Source organism: Methyloceanibacter stevinii (assembly GCF_001723355.1).
Lineage (GTDB): Bacteria > Pseudomonadota > Alphaproteobacteria > Rhizobiales > Methyloligellaceae > Methyloceanibacter > Methyloceanibacter stevinii.
The window spans coordinates 381,642-402,985 of the sequence record NZ_LPWE01000013.1 but is presented as its reverse complement, the minus strand read 5'-3'; the positions used below and the strand labels follow the sequence as shown (position 1 = coordinate 402,985).

At 61.1% G+C, this 21,344-nt stretch carries 28 protein-coding genes and 1 pseudogene; 10 read left to right on the top strand and 19 right to left on the bottom strand.

Annotated features, from left to right (window positions below; genetic code table 11):
* Window positions 1-14: 14 nt before the first annotated feature.
* The 3 genes from AUC70_RS14025 to AUC70_RS14015 all read left to right on the top strand — a co-directional run bounded on the left by AUC70_RS14025 (window position 15) and on the right by AUC70_RS14015 (window position 2,979).
* On the top strand, window positions 15-491 hold the full coding sequence (locus AUC70_RS14025) for a hypothetical protein (RefSeq protein WP_141702143.1): 477 nt from the start codon (window positions 15-17) through the stop codon (window positions 489-491).
* Complete coding sequence (locus AUC70_RS14020) at window positions 475-1,002, top strand: hypothetical protein (protein WP_069445400.1); 528 nt, start codon at window positions 475-477, stop codon at window positions 1,000-1,002. The genes AUC70_RS14025 and AUC70_RS14020 overlap by 17 nt, the downstream gene beginning before the upstream one ends.
* Before the next feature lie 1,014 nt (window positions 1,003-2,016).
* On the top strand, window positions 2,017-2,979 hold the full coding sequence (locus tag AUC70_RS14015; protein ID WP_069445399.1) for an amidohydrolase family protein: 963 nt from the start codon (window positions 2,017-2,019) through the stop codon (window positions 2,977-2,979).
* 120 nt (window positions 2,980-3,099) lie between these two features.
* Here AUC70_RS14015 and AUC70_RS14010 read toward each other — a convergent pair whose 3' ends face one another.
* The gene (locus AUC70_RS14010) at window positions 3,100-3,414 is read right to left on the bottom strand and encodes a hypothetical protein (RefSeq protein WP_141702142.1); all 315 of its coding nucleotides are present in this window, start codon (window positions 3,412-3,414) and stop codon (window positions 3,100-3,102) included.
* 289 nt (window positions 3,415-3,703) lie between these two features.
* On the opposite strand from AUC70_RS14010, the gene AUC70_RS14005 reads away from it, so the two are divergent.
* Window positions 3,704-3,928: a hypothetical protein gene (locus AUC70_RS14005; RefSeq protein WP_069445397.1), complete on the top strand. Its 225-nt coding sequence runs from the start codon at window positions 3,704-3,706 to the stop codon at window positions 3,926-3,928.
* A 136-nt stretch (window positions 3,929-4,064) separates the two neighbouring features.
* Here the strand turns inward: AUC70_RS14005 and AUC70_RS14000 are convergent, their stop codons facing one another.
* Entirely contained in the window at window positions 4,065-5,633 is a 1,569-nt protein-coding gene (locus AUC70_RS14000) for a putative bifunctional diguanylate cyclase/phosphodiesterase (RefSeq protein WP_069445396.1), read from the bottom strand.
* A 440-nt stretch (window positions 5,634-6,073) separates the two neighbouring features.
* On the opposite strand from AUC70_RS14000, the gene AUC70_RS13995 reads away from it, so the two are divergent.
* Window positions 6,074-6,550, top strand: coding sequence for a hypothetical protein (locus AUC70_RS13995; RefSeq protein WP_069445395.1), 477 nt, complete (start codon window positions 6,074-6,076; stop codon window positions 6,548-6,550).
* A gap of 196 nt (window positions 6,551-6,746) precedes the next feature.
* Entirely contained in the window at window positions 6,747-6,947 is a 201-nt protein-coding gene (locus AUC70_RS13990; RefSeq protein ID WP_069445394.1) for a hypothetical protein, read from the top strand.
* On the opposite strand, the gene AUC70_RS18445 is transcribed toward AUC70_RS13990, so the two are convergent.
* The gene (locus tag AUC70_RS18445; RefSeq protein WP_280138261.1) at window positions 6,944-7,069 is read right to left on the bottom strand and encodes a hypothetical protein; all 126 of its coding nucleotides are present in this window, start codon (window positions 7,067-7,069) and stop codon (window positions 6,944-6,946) included. The genes AUC70_RS13990 and AUC70_RS18445 overlap by 4 nt on opposite strands.
* A 252-nt stretch (window positions 7,070-7,321) precedes the next feature.
* Between AUC70_RS18445 and AUC70_RS13985 the strand changes: the two genes are divergently transcribed.
* On the top strand, window positions 7,322-7,576 hold the full coding sequence (locus AUC70_RS13985) for a hypothetical protein (protein WP_069445393.1): 255 nt from the start codon (window positions 7,322-7,324) through the stop codon (window positions 7,574-7,576).
* A gap of 132 nt (window positions 7,577-7,708) precedes the next feature.
* Here AUC70_RS13985 and AUC70_RS13980 read toward each other — a convergent pair whose 3' ends face one another.
* The gene (locus tag AUC70_RS13980) at window positions 7,709-8,305 is read right to left on the bottom strand and encodes a L,D-transpeptidase (protein ID WP_083241598.1); all 597 of its coding nucleotides are present in this window, start codon (window positions 8,303-8,305) and stop codon (window positions 7,709-7,711) included.
* Window positions 8,306-8,727: 422 nt separating this feature from the next.
* Here AUC70_RS13980 and AUC70_RS13975 point away from each other — a divergent pair, with 422 nt between their 5' ends.
* Complete coding sequence (locus tag AUC70_RS13975; RefSeq protein WP_158007461.1) at window positions 8,728-9,153, top strand: DsbA family oxidoreductase; 426 nt, start codon at window positions 8,728-8,730, stop codon at window positions 9,151-9,153.
* A 12-nt stretch (window positions 9,154-9,165) separates the two neighbouring features.
* Here AUC70_RS13975 and AUC70_RS13970 read toward each other — a convergent pair whose 3' ends face one another.
* From AUC70_RS13970 to AUC70_RS13915, 14 genes and pseudogenes are all read right to left on the bottom strand, one after another.
* Window positions 9,166-10,371, bottom strand: coding sequence for an HlyD family secretion protein (locus tag AUC70_RS13970; protein ID WP_069445391.1), 1,206 nt, complete (start codon window positions 10,369-10,371; stop codon window positions 9,166-9,168).
* Window positions 10,364-10,939, bottom strand: coding sequence for a hypothetical protein (locus tag AUC70_RS13965; protein ID WP_069445390.1), 576 nt, complete (start codon window positions 10,937-10,939; stop codon window positions 10,364-10,366). Before AUC70_RS13965 ends, AUC70_RS13970 begins: the two co-directional genes overlap by 8 nt.
* A 53-nt stretch (window positions 10,940-10,992) precedes the next feature.
* Window positions 10,993-11,316: an HdeA/HdeB family chaperone gene (locus AUC70_RS13960; protein ID WP_069445389.1), complete on the bottom strand. Its 324-nt coding sequence runs from the start codon at window positions 11,314-11,316 to the stop codon at window positions 10,993-10,995.
* 18 nt (window positions 11,317-11,334) lie between these two features.
* Window positions 11,335-12,726, bottom strand: a complete 1,392-nt coding sequence (locus AUC70_RS13955) for a mechanosensitive ion channel family protein (protein WP_069445388.1) — start codon at window positions 12,724-12,726, stop codon at window positions 11,335-11,337.
* A 111-nt stretch (window positions 12,727-12,837) separates the two neighbouring features.
* Entirely contained in the window at window positions 12,838-13,890 is a 1,053-nt protein-coding gene (locus AUC70_RS13950; protein WP_244505640.1) for a magnesium transporter, read from the bottom strand.
* 38 nt (window positions 13,891-13,928) lie between these two features.
* A pseudogene (locus AUC70_RS18960) lies at window positions 13,929-14,252 on the bottom strand (magnesium transporter MgtE N-terminal domain-containing protein); the annotation flags it as partial.
* A gap of 206 nt (window positions 14,253-14,458) precedes the next feature.
* On the bottom strand, window positions 14,459-14,722 hold the full coding sequence (locus tag AUC70_RS13945; protein ID WP_069445387.1) for a hypothetical protein: 264 nt from the start codon (window positions 14,720-14,722) through the stop codon (window positions 14,459-14,461).
* Between the two features lie 101 nt (window positions 14,723-14,823).
* Window positions 14,824-15,084: a hypothetical protein gene (locus tag AUC70_RS13940; protein WP_141702141.1), complete on the bottom strand. Its 261-nt coding sequence runs from the start codon at window positions 15,082-15,084 to the stop codon at window positions 14,824-14,826.
* A gap of 274 nt (window positions 15,085-15,358) precedes the next feature.
* Window positions 15,359-15,538, bottom strand: coding sequence for a hypothetical protein (locus AUC70_RS16880; RefSeq protein ID WP_141702140.1), 180 nt, complete (start codon window positions 15,536-15,538; stop codon window positions 15,359-15,361).
* Window positions 15,539-15,645: 107 nt separating this feature from the next.
* Window positions 15,646-16,227, bottom strand: a complete 582-nt coding sequence (locus tag AUC70_RS13935) for a cell wall hydrolase (RefSeq protein WP_206599394.1) — start codon at window positions 16,225-16,227, stop codon at window positions 15,646-15,648.
* A 413-nt stretch (window positions 16,228-16,640) separates the two neighbouring features.
* On the bottom strand, window positions 16,641-16,904 hold the full coding sequence (locus AUC70_RS13930) for a GlsB/YeaQ/YmgE family stress response membrane protein (protein WP_069445384.1): 264 nt from the start codon (window positions 16,902-16,904) through the stop codon (window positions 16,641-16,643).
* 129 nt (window positions 16,905-17,033) lie between these two features.
* Window positions 17,034-17,492, bottom strand: coding sequence for a Gmad2 immunoglobulin-like domain-containing protein (locus AUC70_RS13925; protein ID WP_083241593.1), 459 nt, complete (start codon window positions 17,490-17,492; stop codon window positions 17,034-17,036).
* A 130-nt stretch (window positions 17,493-17,622) separates the two neighbouring features.
* The gene (locus AUC70_RS13920; protein WP_069445382.1) at window positions 17,623-18,105 is read right to left on the bottom strand and encodes a YpsA SLOG family protein; all 483 of its coding nucleotides are present in this window, start codon (window positions 18,103-18,105) and stop codon (window positions 17,623-17,625) included.
* A gap of 27 nt (window positions 18,106-18,132) precedes the next feature.
* Entirely contained in the window at window positions 18,133-18,984 is an 852-nt protein-coding gene (locus tag AUC70_RS13915) for an aspartyl/asparaginyl beta-hydroxylase domain-containing protein (protein WP_069445381.1), read from the bottom strand.
* A gap of 179 nt (window positions 18,985-19,163) precedes the next feature.
* Between AUC70_RS13915 and AUC70_RS13910 the strand changes: the two genes are divergently transcribed.
* Window positions 19,164-19,607 carry a hypothetical protein gene (locus AUC70_RS13910; RefSeq protein ID WP_141702139.1) on the top strand — a complete coding sequence of 148 codons (444 nt, stop codon included), beginning with the start codon at window positions 19,164-19,166 and terminating at the stop codon, window positions 19,605-19,607.
* Window positions 19,608-19,820: 213 nt separating this feature from the next.
* A complete protein-coding gene (locus AUC70_RS13905; RefSeq protein ID WP_069445524.1) occupies window positions 19,821-20,597 on the top strand; it encodes an ion channel in 777 nt (258 codons plus the stop codon).
* A gap of 12 nt (window positions 20,598-20,609) precedes the next feature.
* Here AUC70_RS13905 and AUC70_RS13900 read toward each other — a convergent pair whose 3' ends face one another.
* Window positions 20,610-21,281 (bottom strand): hypothetical protein, encoded by a 672-nt coding sequence (locus AUC70_RS13900; RefSeq protein ID WP_206599393.1) that lies wholly within the window; start codon window positions 21,279-21,281, stop codon window positions 20,610-20,612.
* Between the last annotated feature and the right edge of the window lie 63 nt (window positions 21,282-21,344).

Genomic DNA, 21,344 nt, shown 5'->3' with positions numbered 1-21,344 from the left:
GCGCCCTAGCTTCAATGGCTGAAGCGAAGGACAGATCGGTCTCTGAGTTGGCTAGTCGACTGCGCGATCGCGCCTTTTACAAAGCCATTGATGTTCGGGAGGAGATTAAGCACGCGCTTCGGGAGAAGGCGAAGAACAAGGGAAAGAGGGCTGACGAGGATGGGAAGATGGTCGACCGCATGTGCGCCAACATCCGAGAACGCGTGAGGCAATGGCTTTCCAAACAAGCTGGGGAAACGCCGAGGATTCTCGTCGACCAGGACAAGCGTGATCCCTACAAACCCCTTCAAGAATCAAAAGGGCCACTCAATCAGATTCGGATAAGGCTTGGTTCGGACGAGTTAGTCGACCTCGGCGATCGATCAAAGGTCGTGCGGGCCATAGAGCCTTTCCAGTTGTTTCGCCTTTATGTGCCCAAAGATGACAGAGAATCGCGTACCTTTATTAAAAAGGTCATAGCTAGAGAGATTGACAGTGCCCCAAAAGCTTAGCCAGAAATCCGAAGCTGAAAAGGCCGTCGATATTGTTAGAGATGCGGGGGGAAAGATTGTCGGGCGAACCCGCTTGCAGAAGATCGCCTATGTTTTCGAGCTTGCAGGTGTCGGTGAAGGATTCTCTTTCACGTACCATAACTTCGGCCCTTATAGCGACGAGCTAACCGACGCGATGCAGGACGCCAGTCTACTCGGCCTGATAGATGAAAAAGAGAAACCCAGCTCCTGGGATGGCTACTATTCTGTTTTCACGAGCACTGGCAAATCAAAGGCCAGCGCTACTAAAGTGCGTGCCAAAATCGCGGAGCAGATCGTAGATGCAGACGCCGTTGAGCTAGAGCTTGCTGCTACGGCTGCTTACCTCGCGACCAAAAACTTTGCCGACCCGTGGTCAGAAACCACCGTGCGTAAGCCAATTAAAGCAACGCCAAAAAGGCTGGCAAACGCAAAGCAGCTCTATCAAGCATTACGTCAAATTCATACTCCGAAACGGCTTCCATCGATTTAGTGGCTGCTGGCTCGGTCCATACGCGTCGGATTACTACCGAAGCGCCCCAACCCTATCCCCCTCCCCAAAACCTGAGCTACGATAGTGCCATCCCTCGTTCGTGAGGACGCGAGCTGCAGACCGTCTGCTCTCGGGGCGGGGGACGCGGCGCCTGAGGAAGGTGCGGTAAAGATGGGCTGGATGAGAGAAGGCCCGGACGCCCGCATCATGCGTAACGGAACGGCCTCAGGGGTCCCTTACCTCCCGCCTTGGGCGTAGTCATCCAAGGCCCCACCATGCGGGCTTGCCCTCCTTCGAAGGGTTCATACCGAACGGCAGGAGATAAGCGGAGATGGGGGCTGCAATATCGCCGCGGCGCACAGGGGTTGCTTCGCTTCTCGTGAAGCGATTTCGATGTGCCATGCGGGGCGCCGGAAGGCTGCCCAACAAACAAAAACGGACGGCGGCCGACCAGCGCCCCGCAAGTCCCGCTTCGCGGGTTTGAGTTTGAGACGTAGCGAGACTTTTGCGGGCTCGGTGTGTTTCCACGCAGCGAGGCGCTTTGGCTTGCCTTCTCGGTTGTCATTCCCGCGCTCAAGTAGGCCGCTAGGCCGGTAGCGCAAACAAAGACGCGCTCAAGCAGCCGCTAGGCGATAGCGCGTAAAAGGACGGGCTCAAGCAGGCCGCTAGGCGGTAGCGCACTAAAGAAGGCGTGCGCGTATACACTTTGACTCGTCACCCCCGGGCTTGTCCCGGGGGTCCACTAGGGAGTCAGCAGTCTGGGCGAGTCCCAAATGGATTGCCGGAACAAGTCCGGCAATGACGATGAAAGAAAAGCGGTCTCGCGCTCAAGTAAGCCGCTCGCCCGCAAGGACGCGTGGCTCGCAGACCGTCTGCCGTTTGGGACGGGGGACGTGGGGGCGCCGCAACCGGGGCTTAAGGCCTGTCTGAACATATGGCGCGTAAACGTCAACCTACGCACCAGCGCAGGCACCAGCCAAACACAAGCACCAGCGCAGAGCATAAGGCCGCCCCATGCAGAAGATCGCACTCGAAGAGCACTTCATCACGGAGCCGCTTCTGCCCTATCTGTTGCCGGCGATGCCGGCCGTCTCCGACGAGGGCCGAAAGCACCTCCTGGGCTCCCTCACCGATTTCGGCGAGCAGCGGCTCAAAGCCATGGATGCGGCCGGCGTCGACATCGCCGTGCTGTCGGTCACCGGGCCCGGCGTGCAGACCGAGCCGGACGCGAAGAAAGCGACGGCGCTGGCCGCCGGGGCCAATGACGCGCTCGCGGGCGAGATCCAGAAGAGGCCCACGCGCTATCGCGGTTTCGCCCATCTTGCCATGCAGGACGCGAGCGGGGCGGCAGACGAACTCGAGCGCTGCGTGAAGCAGCTTGGCTTCGCGGGCGCTCTCATCAACGGCCATACCAACGGCGTCTATCTGGATGATCCCCGCTACGATCCGTTCTGGGAGCGCCTGCAGGCCCTCGATGTGCCGCTCTATCTGCATCCGGCGGACAGCTTCAAAATGCCTTACGTGCTGCAAGGCTGCCCGGAGATGGATAAGCCCGTCTGGGAGTGGACGATCGAAACCTCGGCGCATTTCCTGCGCCTCGTCTTCGCCGGCGTGTTCGACCGCTTCCCCAAGCTCAAGATCGTGCTCGGCCATATGGGCGAGACGCTGCCTTACGTGCTGTGGCGGCTCGACAGCCGTTTCGCGCTGCTGGCAAATCCGCGTCCGCTGAAAGAGAAGCCATCCACGTACCTTGCGCGCAATTTGTGGGTGACGACGGCGGGGCAGTGCGACGATGTTCCGCTGCTTGCGGCGCTGTCGAGCCTGGGCGAAGACCGCGTGCTGTTCTCGGTCGACTATCCTTACGAGGACTCGGCGACGGCGGGACGCTTTCTCGATCGCGCCGCGATCGACGCAGGGTTACGCGCCAAGGTCGCGCGGGAGAACGCCGTCGCGCTCATGAATCTCTCTGGTTCTTGAGTCCAAGGGCTCTCTTTCGTTCGCTACCGCGCTTCGCGCTACTTGAGCGCGGCGACGCGGTGCTGATGGGCCCGAGCGTAGGGCGCCAGAGGGGCGCCCCACGCTCCTTCCCTTTGGCCCCTAGGGCGTGTCTGTTGGCGTGCCGGTGGTCGCGGGCGGCGTCGTGGTTTCGGGCTCGGGCATGGCCTCGATGGCCGGCGCGGGAGCAGCTTCGGGTGCCGCTGCGGGCGCCTCTGTCGGCTCCGGCGCGGTCGCCTTGTGCACTTCCTCGCGCACCTCGTCGGCGACCTTGCCCGCGGACTGGCCGAGTTCGCCGCCCACATAGTTCCAATTGACGATGTCTTGGCTGCCCGGCTCGTCGCCGACATGATCGATGAGGAAGACGACCACGATAGTGAGGACGATCCCGGTCAGAACACCGGATAGATATGGCATGACGCTCTCCCTGTTTTCGGCTTTCGGCTGGGCTGGGTTGCACTCAAGGCAAGCCCCCAAGGCAAACACCGTCCCGCCCGCCGTGTTCCCGTTGAGCCCTTTTCGGGCTGGCGCGAGCATAGGCGCCCTGCATGTGAAATGCATGTCACGATCGCTGGTGCGGCCCGCTTCCCCGGTCCGCATTTTCCGCGCAAGCAACGCATTTTCCCACTTGCCAGCGGACGTTTTTGACCCACTATTTTCGGTTGCGCGGCGACGGGCCGCGCCTCTAATCGAAGGAACGAAGAGAATGCTCAAGCTCACTAGTGCGTTGATGTTTGGAACGGCGTTACTGCTTGGGTCCGCTTCCCTGTCGACCCCCTCTTTCGCTCAGGACGACATGGAAGAAGAGACCATGTCCGAGGAAGGGATGACCGACGAGGCACCGGCCGATGACATGATGGAAGGTGACGACATGATGGACGAGCCTCCGGCCGAGGCCGATCCGATGGAGGAAGCTGAAGAGGGCCAATGAGCCCACTGGTTTCATTCGCGAATGAATACCTGGGGCGCCGGCGAGAAAAAGCCGGCGCCTCTTTTGCGTCCGGCGCCGGTTGGCGATGGGGATCCGTTGTGGAGGCCGGCAATCGCGCCGCGGCGGCCGTGAGCCGTCAGCGAAACACGCCGCTCAACCGCGTCTGGCGTACCGGCTGCCGCATGGTCCGAAACGCACCCGTCCGCGAACCGGTGCGGTGCGCGATGACGTCCGGGGCGCCGTCGAGCCGCATGTATTTCTGGACGTCCGTCGCGGGGACGGGACGGCCGAGCAGGAAGCCCTGGGCCTTGTCGCAGCCGATGCCGCGCACGCGCTCCAGCTGCGCCCGGGTCTCGACGCCTTCCGCCGTCACGCGTGCGCCCAGCGCATGGCCAAGCTGCGTGACGGAGTCGAGAATGGCGTAGGCCTGGAGACTGTCGTCGGCCACAAAGGTCCGGTCAATCTTGATCTCGTGGAATGGAAACTCGCGCAAATAGCCGAGCGAGGCATAGCCGGATCCGAAGTCGTCCAGCGCCACCTTCACGCCGAGGGCGTGGATCTGCTCCAGGAGCCTGAAATTTTCCTCCGTACTCTGAAGCAGAACCGTCTCGGTGATCTCGAGGTAGAGCTGGTCGGGACGCAAGCCGGACCTGCTGAGCGCATCGGCGACTTTGAACGGAAGGCTGTTGCGAAACTGCGCGGGCGAAAGGTTGATGGCGATCCCAACCTCCTGAGGCCAGGTCGCGGCCTCGGCACAGGCCGCCTTCATCACCCAATCCCCGATGGCCGCGATCTGCCCGGTCTCCTCCGCCAGCGCAATGAATTCGGAAGGCGGCACGAACCCGCGCTCCGGATGGTGCCAGCGCAGAAGCGCTTCAAATCTGACAAGACGTCCGGACCGCACGTGGAAGATCGGCTGGTATTGAAGCTGGAGCTGTCCTGTATCGAGAGCGTGCGCCAAATCCGCTTTGAGTTCGTGGCGCTGTTTGGCGTGCTCGGCCATTTCACGGTCGAAGAAGCGATAGCTGTTGCGCTCGCCCTTTGCGAAGTACAGCGCCGTGTCCGAATTGCGGAGGAGTTCTTCCGTCCTCATCCCATCCTTCGGGACCATGGCAATGCCGATGCTAGCGCCGATCTCAACCTGACAGTCTTCGATGTTAAATGGTGCGCTGAGTGCCTCTACAAGGCTTGCCGCCAATCGCTCGACATTCTCCGTCGACGTTGTATGACGCGTGACGATCAGAAACTCGTCGCCGCCCAGGCGCGCAAGGATATCCTCGTCCTTGGCGAGACATTTAATCCGCGTTGCGACTGCTTTCAGGAGGGCATCGCCGAAGGGATGCCCGTAGCTGTCGTTGACCTCCTTGAAGTGATCGAGGTCGATATAGAGCAGCGCCGCTTCTCGATTGTCCCGGCAAACCTCCTCAAGCAGAGCGTCCAATTGCTCGTGCGCATACGTTCTATTGTATGTACCGGTGAGCGTGTCGTGCCGCGCAAGGTAGGTCAGTTGCTCCCGAATGCGTCGCTTCTCCGTGACGTCCCGGAAGAACAGCGTGAGGGTCTCCTCGCTCGGATAGGCGTGAACCTCGAACCAGATCTGCATCGACTCCAGGTATTCTTCGAATACCACCGGCTTCTGGTGCTCGATCGCCCATATGTAGTTCTGATGAAACGGGCCGCCGAACGCTTCGGGAAAGGCTCCCAAAGGCTTCTTCCGACGCTGATGTCGCGGCCTTTCAGCAAGTCGATCGCTTGGCTGTTGCGGTAGAGAATACGCCAGTCGTGATCGAGAACGGTTACACTATCCGTCGTGCTCTCCAGCACGAATTCGCTTCGGCTTATTTCAAGCCCATTGCGCATAAAGCCGTTATTCGATGCCATTCTCACAACTCCAGACGGGGCGCTCCGCAATTCTAGTGGAATTTTTTTCGCAGCTACAGGTCTATCTAAGCAGACCACAGATTAACAAACAGGGGACGCCTCCGAGGCAGCTTACGCACCATCGTTAACCAGACGTTAACGCCGCCGGGCCAGGGGCGCCGTCGAAGCCGCCGCTGTCGGCTGCGAACCGCTCAGGTTAAGCTGAGGGCGGGGGACGCCCCCTGCTCCGCCGTTGAGAGCGGCGCATATCTTCAAGGAGCCGAAATGTCCGACCCGCACACCAGCGACTTGTCCGCACGGCTGCGACAGCTACCGGGCCAACTGCTTCTAGCCCTTGTCAATGGCACCGCCATCCTGGTGATTGCCGCGGCGCTTCTCGCACTTGCAGCAACAGCAAAAGTCACGCATCTGGCGGAGACCGTTGCCGCAACCATGACCGATGCCGTACTGACCCGTGTCGACGTGAAACCACGCCGTGTCTTGGAGAAACTCGACGACCTCACGGCGGAGATCCAGTCCTTGAGGTCTGCACTTCAGGAAAAGACGGTGCACGGGGGCGCGCCTCTCGATCCTGCAATCGACCGGTTATACGAGAGGCTCGCCGCGCTGGAGACGGCCATCGACCAACTCCGCGATGGCCGGACGCAACTCCTGGACGAAGCCACCGCAAGGCTGAGCTTGTCGCTCGGCCAAGCGCTACAGGATTTCGGGACCTGCAAGGCGACGCCGGCAAGCCCTTGAGCCCTCGTCGCGCTCCAGATACTCAAACGACCGGCGCGGAAACGCGACGCATTTTCCCTCTTGCCAGGGGCGGGATTTCTCCCACTCTTCTCGATTGCGTGGCGCCCCGGCCGCGTTTGCTCTGAATCAAGACATTCGTCGCTCCGAAGTCGTTAGAATCAACCCTTCGGACCTTGGAGACCTATAAGGAGAAGCCATGAGCATCGAAGATCTCACCCTGGACGAAGTGGAACGGCGCATTCAGATTGTCGAAGACAATCTGCGCGAGTTGATGGAACAGGCAGCCGCCTTTTCCGGCGCCGCGGACGAAGAGCGCAATGCGACGCGCATCTCCGACCAGCAGGAGAAACTCGATGCACTCATGGCCCGGCGCGAACAGCTAATGGCGCAAAGCTAGCCGATGGCCAAGAAGGGCGACGGCAAGCGCGGCCATAAGAAGAAGCCGTGCTCGAAATGCCCAAAGAAGAAGATGTGCTCGAAATGTCCGAAGCGGGCCAAGGGCCGGTAAGGCATTAGCACGGCCTATTCCTGCGCTGGACCACGCCGAGCGCGGCCGTGAGGCAAAGTCCCACACACACCCGCAATCACGGCCAATGCGGTTCACAAGCCGGCCGTCTGGCCACTTCCGCTGTTGCCTCCGTGGAACTCAACCGCTGCCTACGATGTTATGCATTGGTAGAACTTGTATGCACTCACGTCTTGCGTTCGGCGAGACCCGGTCAATCACTCGGCCAGGTGCGTGACTCAATCAAGAGCAGAGGAAACGACACTATGTTCAAAGTCCCCCACACAGTGATTTTCGGTGCCGCGTTGCTGGTTGGCGCATCCGCGCTCTCCACTGCGTCCTTCGCCGGAGACCCGATTGAGAAGGCCGAGGAAGGTAAGATGGCGCCGGGCTCAGAGATACCAGCGCCGCCCGAAGAGGGAGCGATGGAAGAGGCCGAGGAAGGCAAGATGACGCCGGGCTCGGAGACGCCGGCGCCGCCCGAAGAGGGTGCGATGGAAGAGGCCGAGGAAGGCAACTAGTACATCTCGTCGAGATGTCATCATGGATGAGATTGGGGGCGCTGGAATAGTTCCAGTGCCCCTTTTGTCGCTAAGCCCCTTCAGGGTCACCTTTCCGGGGGAGATGAACCCCTAGCGAAACACCGATCCCGGTTAGCGGCCCCGGCGGAAGAGTCCGCGGAAAGGCCCGCGCCGCTGACGCGTCTCGGTGTAGCCCGTACCTTCGCTAGAACCCAAGGTACGGACTGCGGGTGGTGCCGAACTGGCAGCCCATCTCCCCGCGGGATCCGATCCGGAAACCACGACCTTGGTGCCTGCCATGCCGTGCTGCTCCACGAGATTGTAGAGTGTCTGTGCATTGTTGAGCGAAAGCCGTACGCAGCCATGAGAGCGCGGCGTGCCCATGCCGGGATGATTCGACCCATGAATAGCGTGACCGCGCGTGGTGAAGAAAATCGAGTGAGGCATGCCTGCGCCATCCCACTCATCTGAATAGTGCATCCGCTCCATACGGAAGGCGCTGTAGTTTCCCGTGGGAGTCGAATAGCCTGTCGCGCCCGTGGAGACAGGCCAGCGGTAGCGAGCCTCTCCATTCACGGAGACGGTCATTGATTGCGTGGGCTTGTCGATATTGATGAGAATCGCAGCAAGTGCCGGGCTCGTCAGCATGCTGAGAAGCGCGGCAAGCAGCGCACCCGCCACCCAGTGGCGTTGTCCCTGCCCTACCCGTGTCATGGTTTTCCCCAGCATGGCGTTCCCTCCCGCAATGGTACGTCAGCCGCATACAGCATAGCATGACGCGGTCTGGCGGGCCCGCACGATCGCGTGACCCACACGGGCCCATATAGGGTGGCTTTGGGCTGGCGCAAGGCCGCTTTATCAGACAAGGACTAGAGTGAAGGGGCAATCTAAGAGGGTGCCGATGTCCAAGGTGGAGATTTCCTATTACTCCGACGTTCTGTGTATTTGGGCCTATGTGGCCGAGAGACGGCTGGATGAGCTCGCCGCGCAATTCGGCGACCAGGTCGAAATCGTGCCCCGCTATTGCTCCGTGTTTCCCGATGCATGGGGCAAAATCGAAGCCAAAGGTGGATTCGAGCACTTCAACAAGCACGTCCAAGAGGTTGCCGCACGCTTCCCCCACATCGTTGTCAGCGACCAGGTCTGGCTTCGTGCGCCCGCGCACCTCGGCGAGTCCACATCAGTTCCTCAAAGCTGTCGAACTCGTCGAGCGAAGTGGCGGCGCGCCCCTGCCCCCCTATCTCGACCGGCTGTCGACCCGCGCCGCCCGCGATATCCGCCATGCCTTCTTTGCCGAGGCCCAGGATATCGGCGATTGGGATGTCCAGCTCGAAATTGCCGAAAAGCTCGGGCTCGACTCGGCCTTGATCGACGACAAGCTGCGCTCGTCCGAAGCGCTGGCCGCGCTCGTGATCGACTACGGACTGGCCGCCGACAACGGTGTCGCGGGCAGCCCCACATTCCTGATGAACGAGGGCCGGCAAAAGCTCTTCGGCAATGTGGGATACCGGCTGCTCGAAGCCAATGTGCAGGAGCTTCTCCGCCGTCCCGAGCAGGACGGTGCGAGCTGGTGCTAGACGGCACTGTCCTTAATGCCCGCCCCCGCCGGCGAGACCGATCCCCGTTACGAGCGCAATCCAGACCTTTATGCGAAGGCCCCACGCTTTGATGATACCGAGGCCGCCGAGGATGTGGCCTAGAACACCATGGGGGAGATTGCGGTCGTATGTCTGCACGATGCAACCGCTTCCGTTGACGAGGCGTTCTTCATGCTCCGGATAGACCATATCGAGTGCCGCAACCACCTCGCCGCGTTTTGAGAACTCGGAGGGCTCGATGAGTCGTCCCGTGGGCGCGAGCTGACCGGCGGCAATTTCCGGCTGGATCGCAACGATCCGCGCCGGCAGCACGGAGTCCACCATCGCCACGTTGAAATTCGTGTCGCAGGCTACCTCGGCAGGCATGCCGACATAGAGGACAGAGCGCGAGACTTGCGAGAAGCCGGCCACCACCCGTTTCGGGTGGGCCTCGTCACGGTCGGGAATGATGAGCATCGCCGGGTTCGATGCGAACTGCGCGGCGCGTGCGCCCACATGCAAGGTGACCTGATCGACGACGCCATCCACCTGGGAGCGAACCGTCGTCTTGGCCAGCTCGACTTTGGCCTGCTCAAGTTGCGCGTTCGCGCTCTCCCGTTGCGCAGGGAGCACTTCTGTCAGCTGAAGATTGGCCTCGTCCAGCAGCGCCTGGGACTGCGCAACCTTGGCCTCACCGGCGGCCTTGTCGGCCACGGCCGCTTGATAGCGGCGTTCGTTATAGGCCGGCGATTTGCGCCTCTTCAGTTCGGCCTGATCGTCGAACACCTCGACGGCTTGCTGCAGCTCGGCCCTCTCCCGGTCGAGGGATGCTTGCGCCGAATGGACTTCGGCCTCGGCGGACGCGACCGACTTGTCGATCTCGGCGAGCTTTAGCTCCGCCGTCTTCACCGCCGCTTCCTCGGTCGTCTTGTCGACGGTGAACAGTATCTGGCCGGGCTTCACGCGCGTCCCGTTGTCGACCTCGATGCTCGTAACGGTGCCGCCGTTCTCGCTGACAACCGGAACCGTGCGGAAGGGCACAAAGCCCGTGTAGGATTTCGGGTAGTAGTAGAACACCGTGAAGAAGACGATGAACGCCAAAGCCAGCCACGCGAACAGCGCCATATGGACGTTGTAGAGCGTGATCGGGATCCCCTTCCAACGCAGATACATGATGCGCAAAACGAAGGGGATGGAGGTTACGGTGAGCTCAATCACGCTTCCGTCCCTCCCTTCGCGGGCAAGTCCTTTTGTCGAGGCGCGCGTCCGGCTTTGCTCCACTCTCTTCCGGCGGATCGGATTTTGCCGTCCGGGTCTTCCGCTTCGGTGCGGGCTTGGGTGGCGGCGCAGCTTCCGGTTCGTCAGGCACACGCCTGCCTGTGTGGTCGTGCTCCCCCAGATGCTCGTGATGCAACTCGTCGAGCATGGCGCTTTCAAGCTCGCCTTTGAGGATGTGTTCCTTGCGCGGCTCGAACCACAGCATCAGATCGCGGGCCAGCGCCGTTACGATCAACGCCAAGGGAAGCAGAATGCTGAAATGGCTTAGCGGCGGAAAAATCTCATAAGCGAAGGCGACCATGAGAAGCGTCGGGATCGTCGTCTTCAGCGGCGTCCCTTCATTGTGTTCTTCGGCGAATTTGTCGAACCGCGCGTAGACATGAAAAACGCCAAAGACCAGGAGGAACAATAGGATCAACGCCATGAACGACGTCATGTCGGTGTGTCCCGGCGCCGTCCACCATGGCACCGTCTGCGCCTCCGCGCCCGCCGTCGCTTCTGCTTTCAAGGACGCCCCCTGCCCGACGCAAAAATTGTCTGCTCAGTCTGACGTGAGCGAGACTACGGTTTCATCAATGACTCGACTGCGGCGAGCAGCTTCGTGTCGGGATTTTCGAGGCAGTAGTCCCGCAGCTTTTTGGCGTTGGCTTTCAGCTTCTCGACCTCAACTACGGTGTCGCCCTTCTTGCCGCTGTAATAGCCGTGGAGCCAGACCGCTATCGTATCTGGATCCGAGACCTTGTAGAGCGCGAACTGGTCGCAGGTGATCTCGCTGACATCGATCGTGACCTGCGCCGACGCCGTGGCGCCGAACGGGACGGACAGAGCCAAGGCGAATACGAAAGGCTTTCCAGCCGCCGCGAATGACTTCAAGCGCTCGTACATGAGTGGCACTCCCGATTCCTATTTGTCGTCACCAGTGTGACCCTGATCACCAGAAGATATCGATTCTCGTTCGACAGAGGGAGTTTTCTCGATAACGGGCGGCGGCACCGGCTTGTTCGGATCCACCGGAATGAAATGCACATCTTGCTGCGGGAACGGGATCGAGATGCCGACGGAGTCGAACAGCTCTTTGACGTAGCGCGTCAGATCCCAATAGACGGTCCAATAATCGGACGTCTTCACCCAGGGCCGGCAGATGAGATTCACGGAGCTGTCGGCGAGCTCGTTGACCCGGATCGTCGGCGCCGGGTCCTTCAGCACAAGCGGATGCGCCTCGACAGCCTGTTCCAAAACCTTCAGCGCTTCCGGAATGGAATCGTCATAGCCAATGCCGAAGACAAGATCGACGCGACGCGTCTCGCTGGCCGTGACGTTGGTGATCACATTGCCCCAGACATTCTTATTTGGAATGACGATGACCTGGTTGTCCGGCGTGGTGACGGTCGTAGCGAAGATATTGGTGCTCTTGACCGTTCCGGCGACGCCGCCAATGTCCGCATAGTCGCCCACGTCGAACGGACGATAGATCATGATCATGAGTCCCGACGCCAGATTGCTGAGCGAGTCCTGCATGGCGAAGGCGGCGATGATGGAAGCGCCGCCGAACACCGCGAAGAGCGGCGTGACATCGACGCCGAGGCCCGACAGGACGAGCATCAAACCTACGGCCAGAACGATCCAATAGATTATGCCGACGATGAATGCTTGCAGCAGATCGGAGATATTCGGCACGTGACCGATCCAGCGCCGGACAAGCGCCCGGACTATCCGCGCGACAAATATCAGCGCCAGAAACGCAACGACGACGATGGCGGCGTTCTTCAGGAACAATAGGCCCCGATCGTCGGCCTTCATCCAATCCATTGCCCAGGCAATGAGGGTCTTGATGTCCGCCTTGCGCGTCTCTTCGAGAAAGATGGCGTTCTGGTAATCGCGATAGACCGCGACCTCCTTGGCGTCGCCGCCCTTCCGCTCCCAGGCGTTGACGACCGCAGTATAGCGATCGAAGAGATAGTTCCGTTCGGCGTAGAGTTTCGTGAGACTCTCTCGCTGGGCGGTCTCAGCACCACCATTGGCCTTGGAAACGGCGATCTGCGCATCGACCACCTGCTCCGTCTTGGCCTTGACGATGTCGAGCCACTTGCCGGCCAGAGCCTTGAGCTCGTCCACGGTCATCGGGACCATGAGAAGTTCGAGGTCTTCGAGCTTCACTTTAGGATCGGTGACGTTGCTGGAGAAGACGGGCGCACTCTGTGCAGGAGCAGCATCCTGCGCGAACGATAGCTGTGGCGCAGCGAAAATTGTAACGCTGCCCAGAAGCAGCATGGAAAGAGCCATCAACCGCAGCATCGTTCCCCCTAATTCCCGTTTCGAGTGCAGACCCTTACTAGCCCTTTCGGCTCAACTGTAAAGCCCCCTTGACACACCCATTGGAGTGCCTGGCCGCGGGGGCGCTTCTCCTCAGAAGTAGAACGTGCTGGCCATCAGGAAGTAAACCAGAACGCCCACAACGTCATTGCTTGTCGTAATGAACACGCCGGTCGCCGCCGCGGGATCGATGCCCAGCCGGCTGAGGCCCAGCGGAACGAATGATCCGACGATTGCCGCGATTGTCGTCACCGTGAGCAAGGACATCGATGTTGCCAATGCGAGCCGCACCGGGTCTTCCACATCGAATATCAGCGAGCCTGCAAGGATCAGCGATGCAAGAATGCTCCCTGCGATCGCCCCGTTGACGAGCGCGCCGAGCAGCTCGCGGCCGAAGCGATAGATCAGGCGGTCTCCCGGCCAGTTCGATCCCATGGCCAAGGCCTGAACCGAGACCACGGAGGCCTGCAGACCGGCGTTCCCGGCCATCGACATCACGACAGGAATGAAGGCCGCAAGTATCGCCGCCTTCTCGAGCTCCTCTTCGAAGGATCCGATGATGATAGCCGCAATCGTCGCTCCCACCAGACCGGCCAGCAGCCACGGCAACCGGTTGCGCACGATCTTCGGGACGGAGTCGGTCGGGCGCGCATCCTCGTTGACGCCACCGAGCTTCAGCATGTCCTCGGCGGCTTCCTCCGCCACAACACGCGCCAGCATCTTGGTGGTGATCTGCCCCACAAGCCGGCCGTCGTTGTCGACGACGGGAAGGCTCTTGAACTCCGTACCGGCCGTCGCGAGCGCCGCTTCTTCCTGGTCCGTGGCCGATGAGACGACGGGAAACTCGCGCGACATGATCTTCGAGAGCGGCGTGTCCGGGGGCACCAGCAGCAGTGCCCGCGGCTTGAAGGCGCCGATGGGACGGTTGTCGGCATCGATGACGAAAACCGTATCGACCGACCCAATCATATCCGATGCTCGTTGAAGCGCCGCAACGGCCTCGGCTGCGGTGCGGTCCGGCGCCAGCGCCACGTGGCGCCTTTGCATGATCTCGCCGGCGCTCTCCTTGTGGAAGGCCCTCGATGCCTGGATGCTTTCGAACGACTTGAGGTCTGGGCCAAGGCGATCCTGGAGATCGTCCGGCAAATCCTGAAACGTCTCAAGGGCCTTTTCGGGCGCATTCTTTGGATCAAGCCGCGTAGCCGCTCGACCGTTTCGTCTCTCGTGATCGCAGCACGGTATTGCGGCCGCAGTTCCGACAGAACGCGCGAGGATGTTTGGTCAGGCAAAAGGTCCAACAGCTTGCGCGCAGCCTTGAACGGCAATCGGACCAGAAGCTCCACGATGTCTTCGGGCGACCAGTGCGCGAGAACCTTCCGAACGGACTTCTTGTTCCTGTCGCGGATCAGCTGCCGCAGCGTCTCTATGGCCGCATCGTTCGTTTCGTCCGCGGCGCCTTCGCCTTCCGGCACCCATTTCAGATCCGCAGCAGACTCGGACTCGACCATCATTCCCCTCGGGATTACGCGAACGTCTGACACGACGCTGCTACCATTCTAGACGCGCACGGCAGCGGGTCTGCCGCACACATCGATGCCGTTCAATGTGGCGAAGCCGCTCGACATTGTTATGAAGGACAAAGGCAATCTACGAGGCGTCGCAGCTAAGGCGGGGTGGCGCCCAAGAAGGACGCCGCCCCTGCCCATGATGAGACTTACTTGGACGTCATATTGCGAATGAGGCCAGCAACAAGCGTCAGCACAATACCGCCCACGCCGCCGCCGACAATGTCGCCGACCCAGCCTTCGATCATCTGGCCGGCAAAGTTGCCCATCAGCTGACCCAGGATGCCACCGCCGACAGCACCGGCGATCGCATTCCCAACAGCCCCGAGAGAATAGTTCTTCGCAGCCGCACCCGCGGCGCTGCCACCGACAGCACCGGAGACGGCCTGCACCAGTAGGCCCGTAAGATCCATTGGTAATCCCTCCCATAGTCCCGCGCGTCTCGGCGGGAGGACAGTTTAGATCGCTTGGAGAGGGTTCGTCACTTGTCTCGATGCGCCAGTCTACAGGGGCGCTAGTCGATCCGGCTGAACATGCGCACTGTAACATAGGCCACGAAAGACAGCGCGAGGACACCGCCTATGGCCGCCAACACGACGGCACCGAGCGGCAGACGGTCCGCCTCGGCGATGCCGAGAAAGTCGAGTCCCTGGACTGCGAAGACGGCGACGAGGCCGAGCCCAATGACGAATACCGTCACGCCGACGAGCCGTGCAAAGCGGCGCACTTGCCGGCGGCGCTCCAGACGGCTGCTGAACATGGCTCGGCGCTTCATGGATCGCGTCTTCCCCGCCCTGCACTCAGACGAAGTTCCGACGGCCGGTCTTCTTGTCTACGCCCCGTCCCATTGCCGACGAGGCTGTGGCGACTCCTGTCGCTCTGTTTGATCATGGCGCGTTGTGGTAGCCGCTCGCGGGCAAGCCAGCAAGCATTCACACGACATATGACAGGCCAATCCCCAGCAGAAGATCTTGCCAGGTTGGCCTAATCGGACTGTGAAGCTGTGACGGCGGTCAAGGATGCCTGCCGTCTTCCGAGGTGGAGCAGCGCTATTGGTCCGGGGTGGCGTTGCCCGGGCTACATTCGCCGAATGTCGGCGTATCGCCGTAAGTCAGGCAGGCCGCTTGAGCGGTTTCTGCAGGCGCAAGGGTCATCGGCAATGCGGGACCCTGGTCCGTCACGCAGCCCGCAAGTGCAAGCGGCGCAAGCACTATCAGCAGCCATCGCATGTTTCTCTCCCGTGTCAGCGAAAGGAAGATGCTAACGGGTTAGAGATATGATGCGGATGGGGAATTGCAAGGGTGACGGCCTGGTCGGCCGCCCCCTCTGAATGGTGCTAAGCGCTTGGGTCGGAGTAGAAAATGTGCCGGCCAATGCGCGCGGTCAGTTCGAAATGCTTGGCCCAGTTCGGGCGAACATAATCCGCGTGATAGTGGGTCGCGGTCTGGAGCGACGCCAAAACCCGGTACTCGCTCACGTCCCGCTCATTCGGCCGATTGGCCAACAGCCAGGCCGCGTAGCCGCGGACGCTGAACCAGACCTTGGCATCGCGGATCCGGTCGGCCTTGCCGTCGCAGGCAAAGGAGAACTGGCAGCGATTGTGGAGATGGCTGTTCTGATAGACCACACCGCAAATGGTGTTGGGATAGTGCTTGCTCGAAACCCGATTCAAGATCACCCGGCCGACGGCGAGCTGGCCGCGCCAAGGCTCACCGCGGGCCTCGAAATAGATCCCTTCGGCCAAGCACCGAAGCTGGCGCGCGGAACTCGCATCGGCGAAGTTCTGCTCACCGGCACCCTGCGCGGCGACTTCCAACGCTGCGGACGACACGCCGTTCTCGGCTGTGTCGGCATCGGCCAGGTCGTCATAGTCATCGATCACGCTATGCCGAGCAACGACCTCTGCGGCCGCGACCAATCCAGCTTTCGCGTTGTGCGACGCAACAAACAATTTGTCATTTCGCGCCACGTCACCAGCGTGTGCAGGCGCTGCTAGTCCAAGCAATACCAAGACAAGCAAAAGGCTCTTCACGCCGAAGAGTCTCTGACCCCTCATAGATATTCCTCAACAGTTGTTAATACTGTGCGGGATTAACCCGCTGAGGTTGGGGCTTTTGCTCGACAATTCTGACGAGGGCAGGTTCACCTTGTGACGAAAACATGGCCCCTGTGTTACAAACTGCGGCAAAGTGGCCCAGCAGGGAGGCCCAATGTTGCGCTGCAACAATGGCTTGAGCGGCGCTTACACACGGCTCGACACCGAAAGACGCCGTCCCACCCATCGGTGGAGCGGCGCCCGAGACAGCTAATCAGCTGAAATAAATCGGTATTTTAGGACAGAAGCTTCTTGATCAGCTTCACGACGATCAGAAGAATCACGGCGCCGATGAAGGCCGCGATGATCGATCCGAGAATGCCGCCGCCGAATGCCAGGACAATTCCGACCTGAGGCAAAAAGAACCCGGTGACGAGAGCACCGAGGATTCCGACGACGATATCGCCCAGTAGGCCGAATCCGGTGCCCTGAACCAGGAGACCCGCCAGCCAGCCGGCAATGGCGCCTACAACCAAGATGATAATGAGTGCTTCCAGCATTGTTCCCCCCTTTGCTGAAGAATCGTACTCATCGAGACGGCACACCCTATCACATCACCGGCCACCCTCAGCGCCAATCGACGGGCTGTTAGCAAATCCTATCGCGCCCCGTTCGGAGCCGACGGAACCTTACGGCTTCAGGACCAGCGGAATTACCGTCCGCCCTGGCGGGAAGCCTTCGCCGTCCGATACATCTTCTTCGAAGACTTCGAGATGGCCGAGTTGCTGGACAGTGACCGTGTACGGAATACTGAAACTGAACGCCCCGGGACCGTCGACGCCGCCCCCGGTCGTATGGCCGCTTGCCAGCACAGCGCCGTCCCGTGCCAAAAGCTTCCACTGCACATTGCTCTCGAAGGTCCGCGAGCATCCGGTCACGTCGAACCCGCTCTCGACGCGCTCACCCGGCTTCGGTCCCGTGGCGATCACGAAGGCCGCCTCGTCCAAGGCGCCGTCCTCGTTCGAGCAATTGTCGGTCTCCTCGCCTTCGACGAGACTGCCCATCGCAACGGCGGGGACAGCGGCAAGCATAAGGCTCGCACCCAAGACCCCACCCGCAAGCGTCATTCGCCTTGTGGTATGCGTCATTGCTTCCTCCTCAGGTCGTCACTCTCCACACAGCCCGGGACAAAGCCATCAGACGGGATCTGCCCCGACATGGACACAATTCGCGACGGGCCCTGGAGTTCCAGCCGTCCTGCGAAGATTGGGGTCCCGCTCAGGCGGCCAGCGCCGCAAGAGCAGGCTGTAGCACGCGCAAGGCTTCGGCTTGGAGCCCCGGAGATTCACTCTCGCGCGGGCCGGCGATGCAGACGGGCTTACCCGCGAACTGGCTCAGGAAAGCCCGGACCCTGTCTTCTGCCTCTTGCTCTGCGACGCTTACGACGCAGACGGCCCTGCCCATACTCTTGGCATGGCGCATCGCGCGCTCCGTGCCCGTCGAAACATCGAGCCCTCCCTGCCCGACAAGGACGAGCAGCGCGTCCGAATCCCGCACGTTCCAGTCCGTGCGCTGTTCGGGTTTGTCGGAGGGCGTCTCGCGAAGGTTGGGATAGAGAGCCAACAGCCCCGGCGGCTCGGGCATGTCTTCGGCCCATCCGCCCTTCGGACACCAGCCGCCATAGGGTGTGCCCGTGGCGACCGCCGCCTCAAGGGCGGCACGGTCAGGACCTGTCTGTCCCCCGGAGATCACGGTCACCATGGCCGAACCCTCCGCGGGCCGCGCGAGCTACGCGGCTTCGGAATGCGGTGCCGGCGGCTCCGTGCTCTTCGCTCCGGGGCGCAGCATCTTCCAGTTCTTGTAGAAGACAGCGTTGGCGCGCTCGACGAGGACGGACACAGCGGCAATGAGCTTGTTGAGAAATGCCGGATGCGCGGTCGGACGCATGATGTCCATGAACACGACGAAGCGGCGCGCGTCGTAATCGTTGACCGAGCGGTGGATCAGCGTGTCGTCGAAAATGAACAGCGGGTCGTCGCGCCAGAAGTGCTTCTCCCAACCGCACTGAATATAGACTTGGTCCGTATCGACAGGCGTGAGGTTGTACAAAACGCGCAGCGTCATCCGCAGCGGCCCGTAGTGGAACGAGGTGGATTCCTTGCCTGAGAACACCGAGACGGCGACGGTCTTGACGTATTTGTAGTCCCGCTTCAGCGCCTCGACGGAATGCTCCTTGCGCTTGCCGTACCACTCATAGACATACATGCCGCGGCGGCCGTCTTCGAAAGACTCGTCGATCTCGGTAAGGATCGTATCCTTCTGCTCGCGGAAGACATCGAGGACCTGGTCGACCTCTTCACGCCATTCCAGCGGCAGGTCGTCGAGCTTGTAGACGCCCTTGTTGCGATAGCAGAACAGATCGATGAACAGATTGAGCGGCGACAGCAGCCAGGTGGTGATGCCGTTCCCCAGGAAGTACTTGCGGAACACCATGGCATCGCGGCGCTTGTTGCGCATGACGTCGATCAGACCGCAGCCGAGATAGAAGATCGTCAGCAACGGCAGGAAGACGAGGCCGAGGAACAGCACTACCCCGGCGATCGAAAATCGCCTGATCGCTTTCTTTGTCGCACGCTCCATCGGCACTACCCCCTGGATGAAAACTGCCCGATACGGCCCTCGAATTAAGCCATTCCTGTGACGATGTCCAAGCCTGCCGAGAGGCGGATTTTGCCACGGTGGTGCCAGGGGCCCCTCTTGGGGCTAAGGTGGCACGAGGCTTGGAGAATCGACGCGGTCGTATGGCGAAAGAGACGAGGATGTCCTTGAGATTGCTGCTGTTGGGCTTCGTCGCCGGGTTCTTGGCAACGCTCCTGTTTCACCAGAGCCTTTGGTACGTCTTCAACCAGATTGGCCTCATTCCCATGAGCCGCCCGGCTTGGCCGACCGATCCGGTGCCGCCGCTCGGGGTCCCCTCCCTGTTTTCCAAGGCCTTCTGGGGCGGCCTCTGGGGCCTCGTGTTCTCGCCGTTCCTCGCGCGGCTCAGCGGCCAGGCCTATTGGCTGTCCTGGATCCTCGCCGGGGCCATCGCGCTGCCCTTGGTGGCATTCTTCGTCGTCCCGGCCGCAAAGGGGCTCGATACGCCGCCCCTGTGGCCACGCTATCTTGTCTCGATGATGCTGAATGCGACGTGGGGCCTCGGCACCGCGGTATTCTTGCGCCTCCTCGGCGCCCGACGACCCACTCAGGGTGCCTCGGCGTGACCTGGCACAAGATCCGGCATTCTGTGCTCCCGGGATTCTATACTCCCGGGGTCGCGACCTATATTACTGCCCAGTGTGACTCGGCATAGGCAACGCGGGCTTCACTCCAGCCAAATGACATCCGCACCAACGACACAATCGAAGATAGCCTCCTCTTCCGAAAGCAAACCGGTGGACGCCGGCGTAGGGCACGAGCAGTCTCCCGATGTCAAGATGGAGGAGAAGTCTCTCCGCGAGCGGTTACGGCTTCTCTATCATGGCCATAGCCGGGCGGCGCATCGCTTCCGCTACGGCATCCTTATCTTCGATCTGGTCACCATTGCCTTCATCATCGCCACGTCGTTCACGCCCGATGCGCCCTGGATCGAGTATCTCGACGTCTGCTTCGGCGTCCTCATCCTGATCGAATTCTGCGCCCGTCTTTGGGTCAGCCCGCACCCGGCCCGTGAGTTCACCTACTTCTCCACCTGGGCGGATATCGTCGCCATCCTATCCTTCCTGGCGCCGATCGTGGGGGAAGGCCTCGGCTTCTTGCGCGTCCTGCGAACGGTCCGTCTACTGCATACCTATCAACTCGTGTCGACCCTGCGCGTCGATTTCCCCTTCTTCCGCCGCAACGAAGAGACGGTCGTTGCCGTCATCAACATCATCGTCTTCCTGTTCATTACGACGGGGCTTGTCTACGAGACGCAGCACTATCGCAATCCGGCGATCGCCAACTACGTCGATGCCCTCTATTTTACCGTGACGACGCTCACGACGACCGGCTTCGGAGACATCACGCTCCAAGGCTCGCTTGGCCGGCTGATCGCCGTCTGCATCATGATTTTCGGGGTTACGCTGTTCTTGCGGCTGCTGCAGACGCTCTTGCGGCCGCAGAAGGTACGCTACCCCTGCCCCGGCTGTGGACTGCAGCGGCACGAAGTCGATGCCGTTCACTGCAAAGCATGCGGGGAGAAGCTCAACATTCCAGACGAAGGACGCTTCTAGCGCCGCGAGCGGTCAGGCTGTCCGCTGCACTTCGCAGCGCCAATGCTCCGCATGCTGTGTAAACGTGGACAGCACGGCATCGAAGGTGGCGTCTTCCGCCTCGGCGCTTCCGCGGGTCGTCTGCACGACTTCGAACACGCCGCGATAGTCGTGATAGCCCTGCAGGTCTTCGTGCCGGGACCAACACAGATCGCCCATCAGGAAGAAGCGGACCCAGGAGAACAGACAGTCTGTCCAATCCTCCAGGTATGATTTCAGCCGCAGGCTCGGACACGACAAGACCGTCGCGCCGCCCTCCTCGGTGATCTTGACCAGACGGCCGTCGAGGAAGTGGTGCTCCGGAGACTCGATGAACACGAAGCTCATGCGGTCATCATGGGGGTAGAGACCCCGCGGATCGAAGAGCCGGAAGTCGATGCCATGCAGACGAACCGCGTCGAGGACGATGTGCTTCGTGTGCCCATCCTTCGCGGCGCGGATCGGGAGTCCGGCTTCGCTGGCCCGCGCCAGCAGCGTTTCGGGGTGGTCGGTGATATCCGATGACACCAAGATCTCGCCTTGCCGCGTCTCGTCGATCAATTCGATATTGGAGCGTTTGCAGCGTTGTGAGCGCGGCGGCACATGCTCCTCGCCGACGACCGTCAGATGCGGGCGATCGGTGGGGCGCAAATAGCCGTCGCTCAAGCGCGCGAGCCGATGCAGACAATCCAAGAGACGTGCACGCGCTTCCGTGCTCCGGCAATTCCC

Bases quoted from the DNA above. Each gene is read 5' to 3' on its own strand.
- AUC70_RS13940 (WP_141702141.1), bottom strand. From the start codon at position 15,084: ATGAAGCGCCGAGCCATGTTCAGCAGCCGTCTGGAGCGCCGCCGGCAA.
- AUC70_RS13960 (WP_069445389.1), bottom strand. From the start codon at position 11,316: ATGTACGAGCGCTTGAAGTCATTCGCGGCGGCTGGAAAGCCTTTCGTA.
- AUC70_RS16880 (WP_141702140.1), bottom strand. From the start codon at position 15,538: ATGCGATGGCTGCTGATAGTGCTTGCGCCGCTTGCACTTGCGGGCTGC.
- AUC70_RS13905 (WP_069445524.1), top strand. From the start codon at position 19,821: ATGGAGGAGAAGTCTCTCCGCGAGCGGTTACGGCTTCTCTATCATGGC.
- AUC70_RS13995 (WP_069445395.1), top strand. From the start codon at position 6,074: ATGTCCGACCCGCACACCAGCGACTTGTCCGCACGGCTGCGACAGCTA.
- AUC70_RS13920 (WP_069445382.1), bottom strand. From the start codon at position 18,105: ATGGTGACCGTGATCTCCGGGGGACAGACAGGTCCTGACCGTGCCGCC.
- AUC70_RS14005 (WP_069445397.1), top strand. From the start codon at position 3,704: ATGCTCAAGCTCACTAGTGCGTTGATGTTTGGAACGGCGTTACTGCTT.
- AUC70_RS14025 (WP_141702143.1), top strand. From the start codon at position 15: ATGGCTGAAGCGAAGGACAGATCGGTCTCTGAGTTGGCTAGTCGACTG.
- AUC70_RS14010 (WP_141702142.1), bottom strand. From the start codon at position 3,414: ATGCCATATCTATCCGGTGTTCTGACCGGGATCGTCCTCACTATCGTG.
- AUC70_RS14015 (WP_069445399.1), top strand. From the start codon at position 2,017: ATGCAGAAGATCGCACTCGAAGAGCACTTCATCACGGAGCCGCTTCTG.
- AUC70_RS13990 (WP_069445394.1), top strand. From the start codon at position 6,747: ATGAGCATCGAAGATCTCACCCTGGACGAAGTGGAACGGCGCATTCAG.
- AUC70_RS13945 (WP_069445387.1), bottom strand. From the start codon at position 14,722: ATGGATCTTACGGGCCTACTGGTGCAGGCCGTCTCCGGTGCTGTCGGT.
- AUC70_RS13955 (WP_069445388.1), bottom strand. From the start codon at position 12,726: ATGCTGCGGTTGATGGCTCTTTCCATGCTGCTTCTGGGCAGCGTTACA.
- AUC70_RS13985 (WP_069445393.1), top strand. From the start codon at position 7,322: ATGTTCAAAGTCCCCCACACAGTGATTTTCGGTGCCGCGTTGCTGGTT.
- AUC70_RS13910 (WP_141702139.1), top strand. From the start codon at position 19,164: ATGTCCTTGAGATTGCTGCTGTTGGGCTTCGTCGCCGGGTTCTTGGCA.
- AUC70_RS13980 (WP_083241598.1), bottom strand. From the start codon at position 8,305: ATGCTGGGGAAAACCATGACACGGGTAGGGCAGGGACAACGCCACTGG.
- AUC70_RS13930 (WP_069445384.1), bottom strand. From the start codon at position 16,904: ATGCTGGAAGCACTCATTATCATCTTGGTTGTAGGCGCCATTGCCGGC.
- AUC70_RS13915 (WP_069445381.1), bottom strand. From the start codon at position 18,984: ATGGAGCGTGCGACAAAGAAAGCGATCAGGCGATTTTCGATCGCCGGG.
- AUC70_RS13925 (WP_083241593.1), bottom strand. From the start codon at position 17,492: ATGACGCATACCACAAGGCGAATGACGCTTGCGGGTGGGGTCTTGGGT.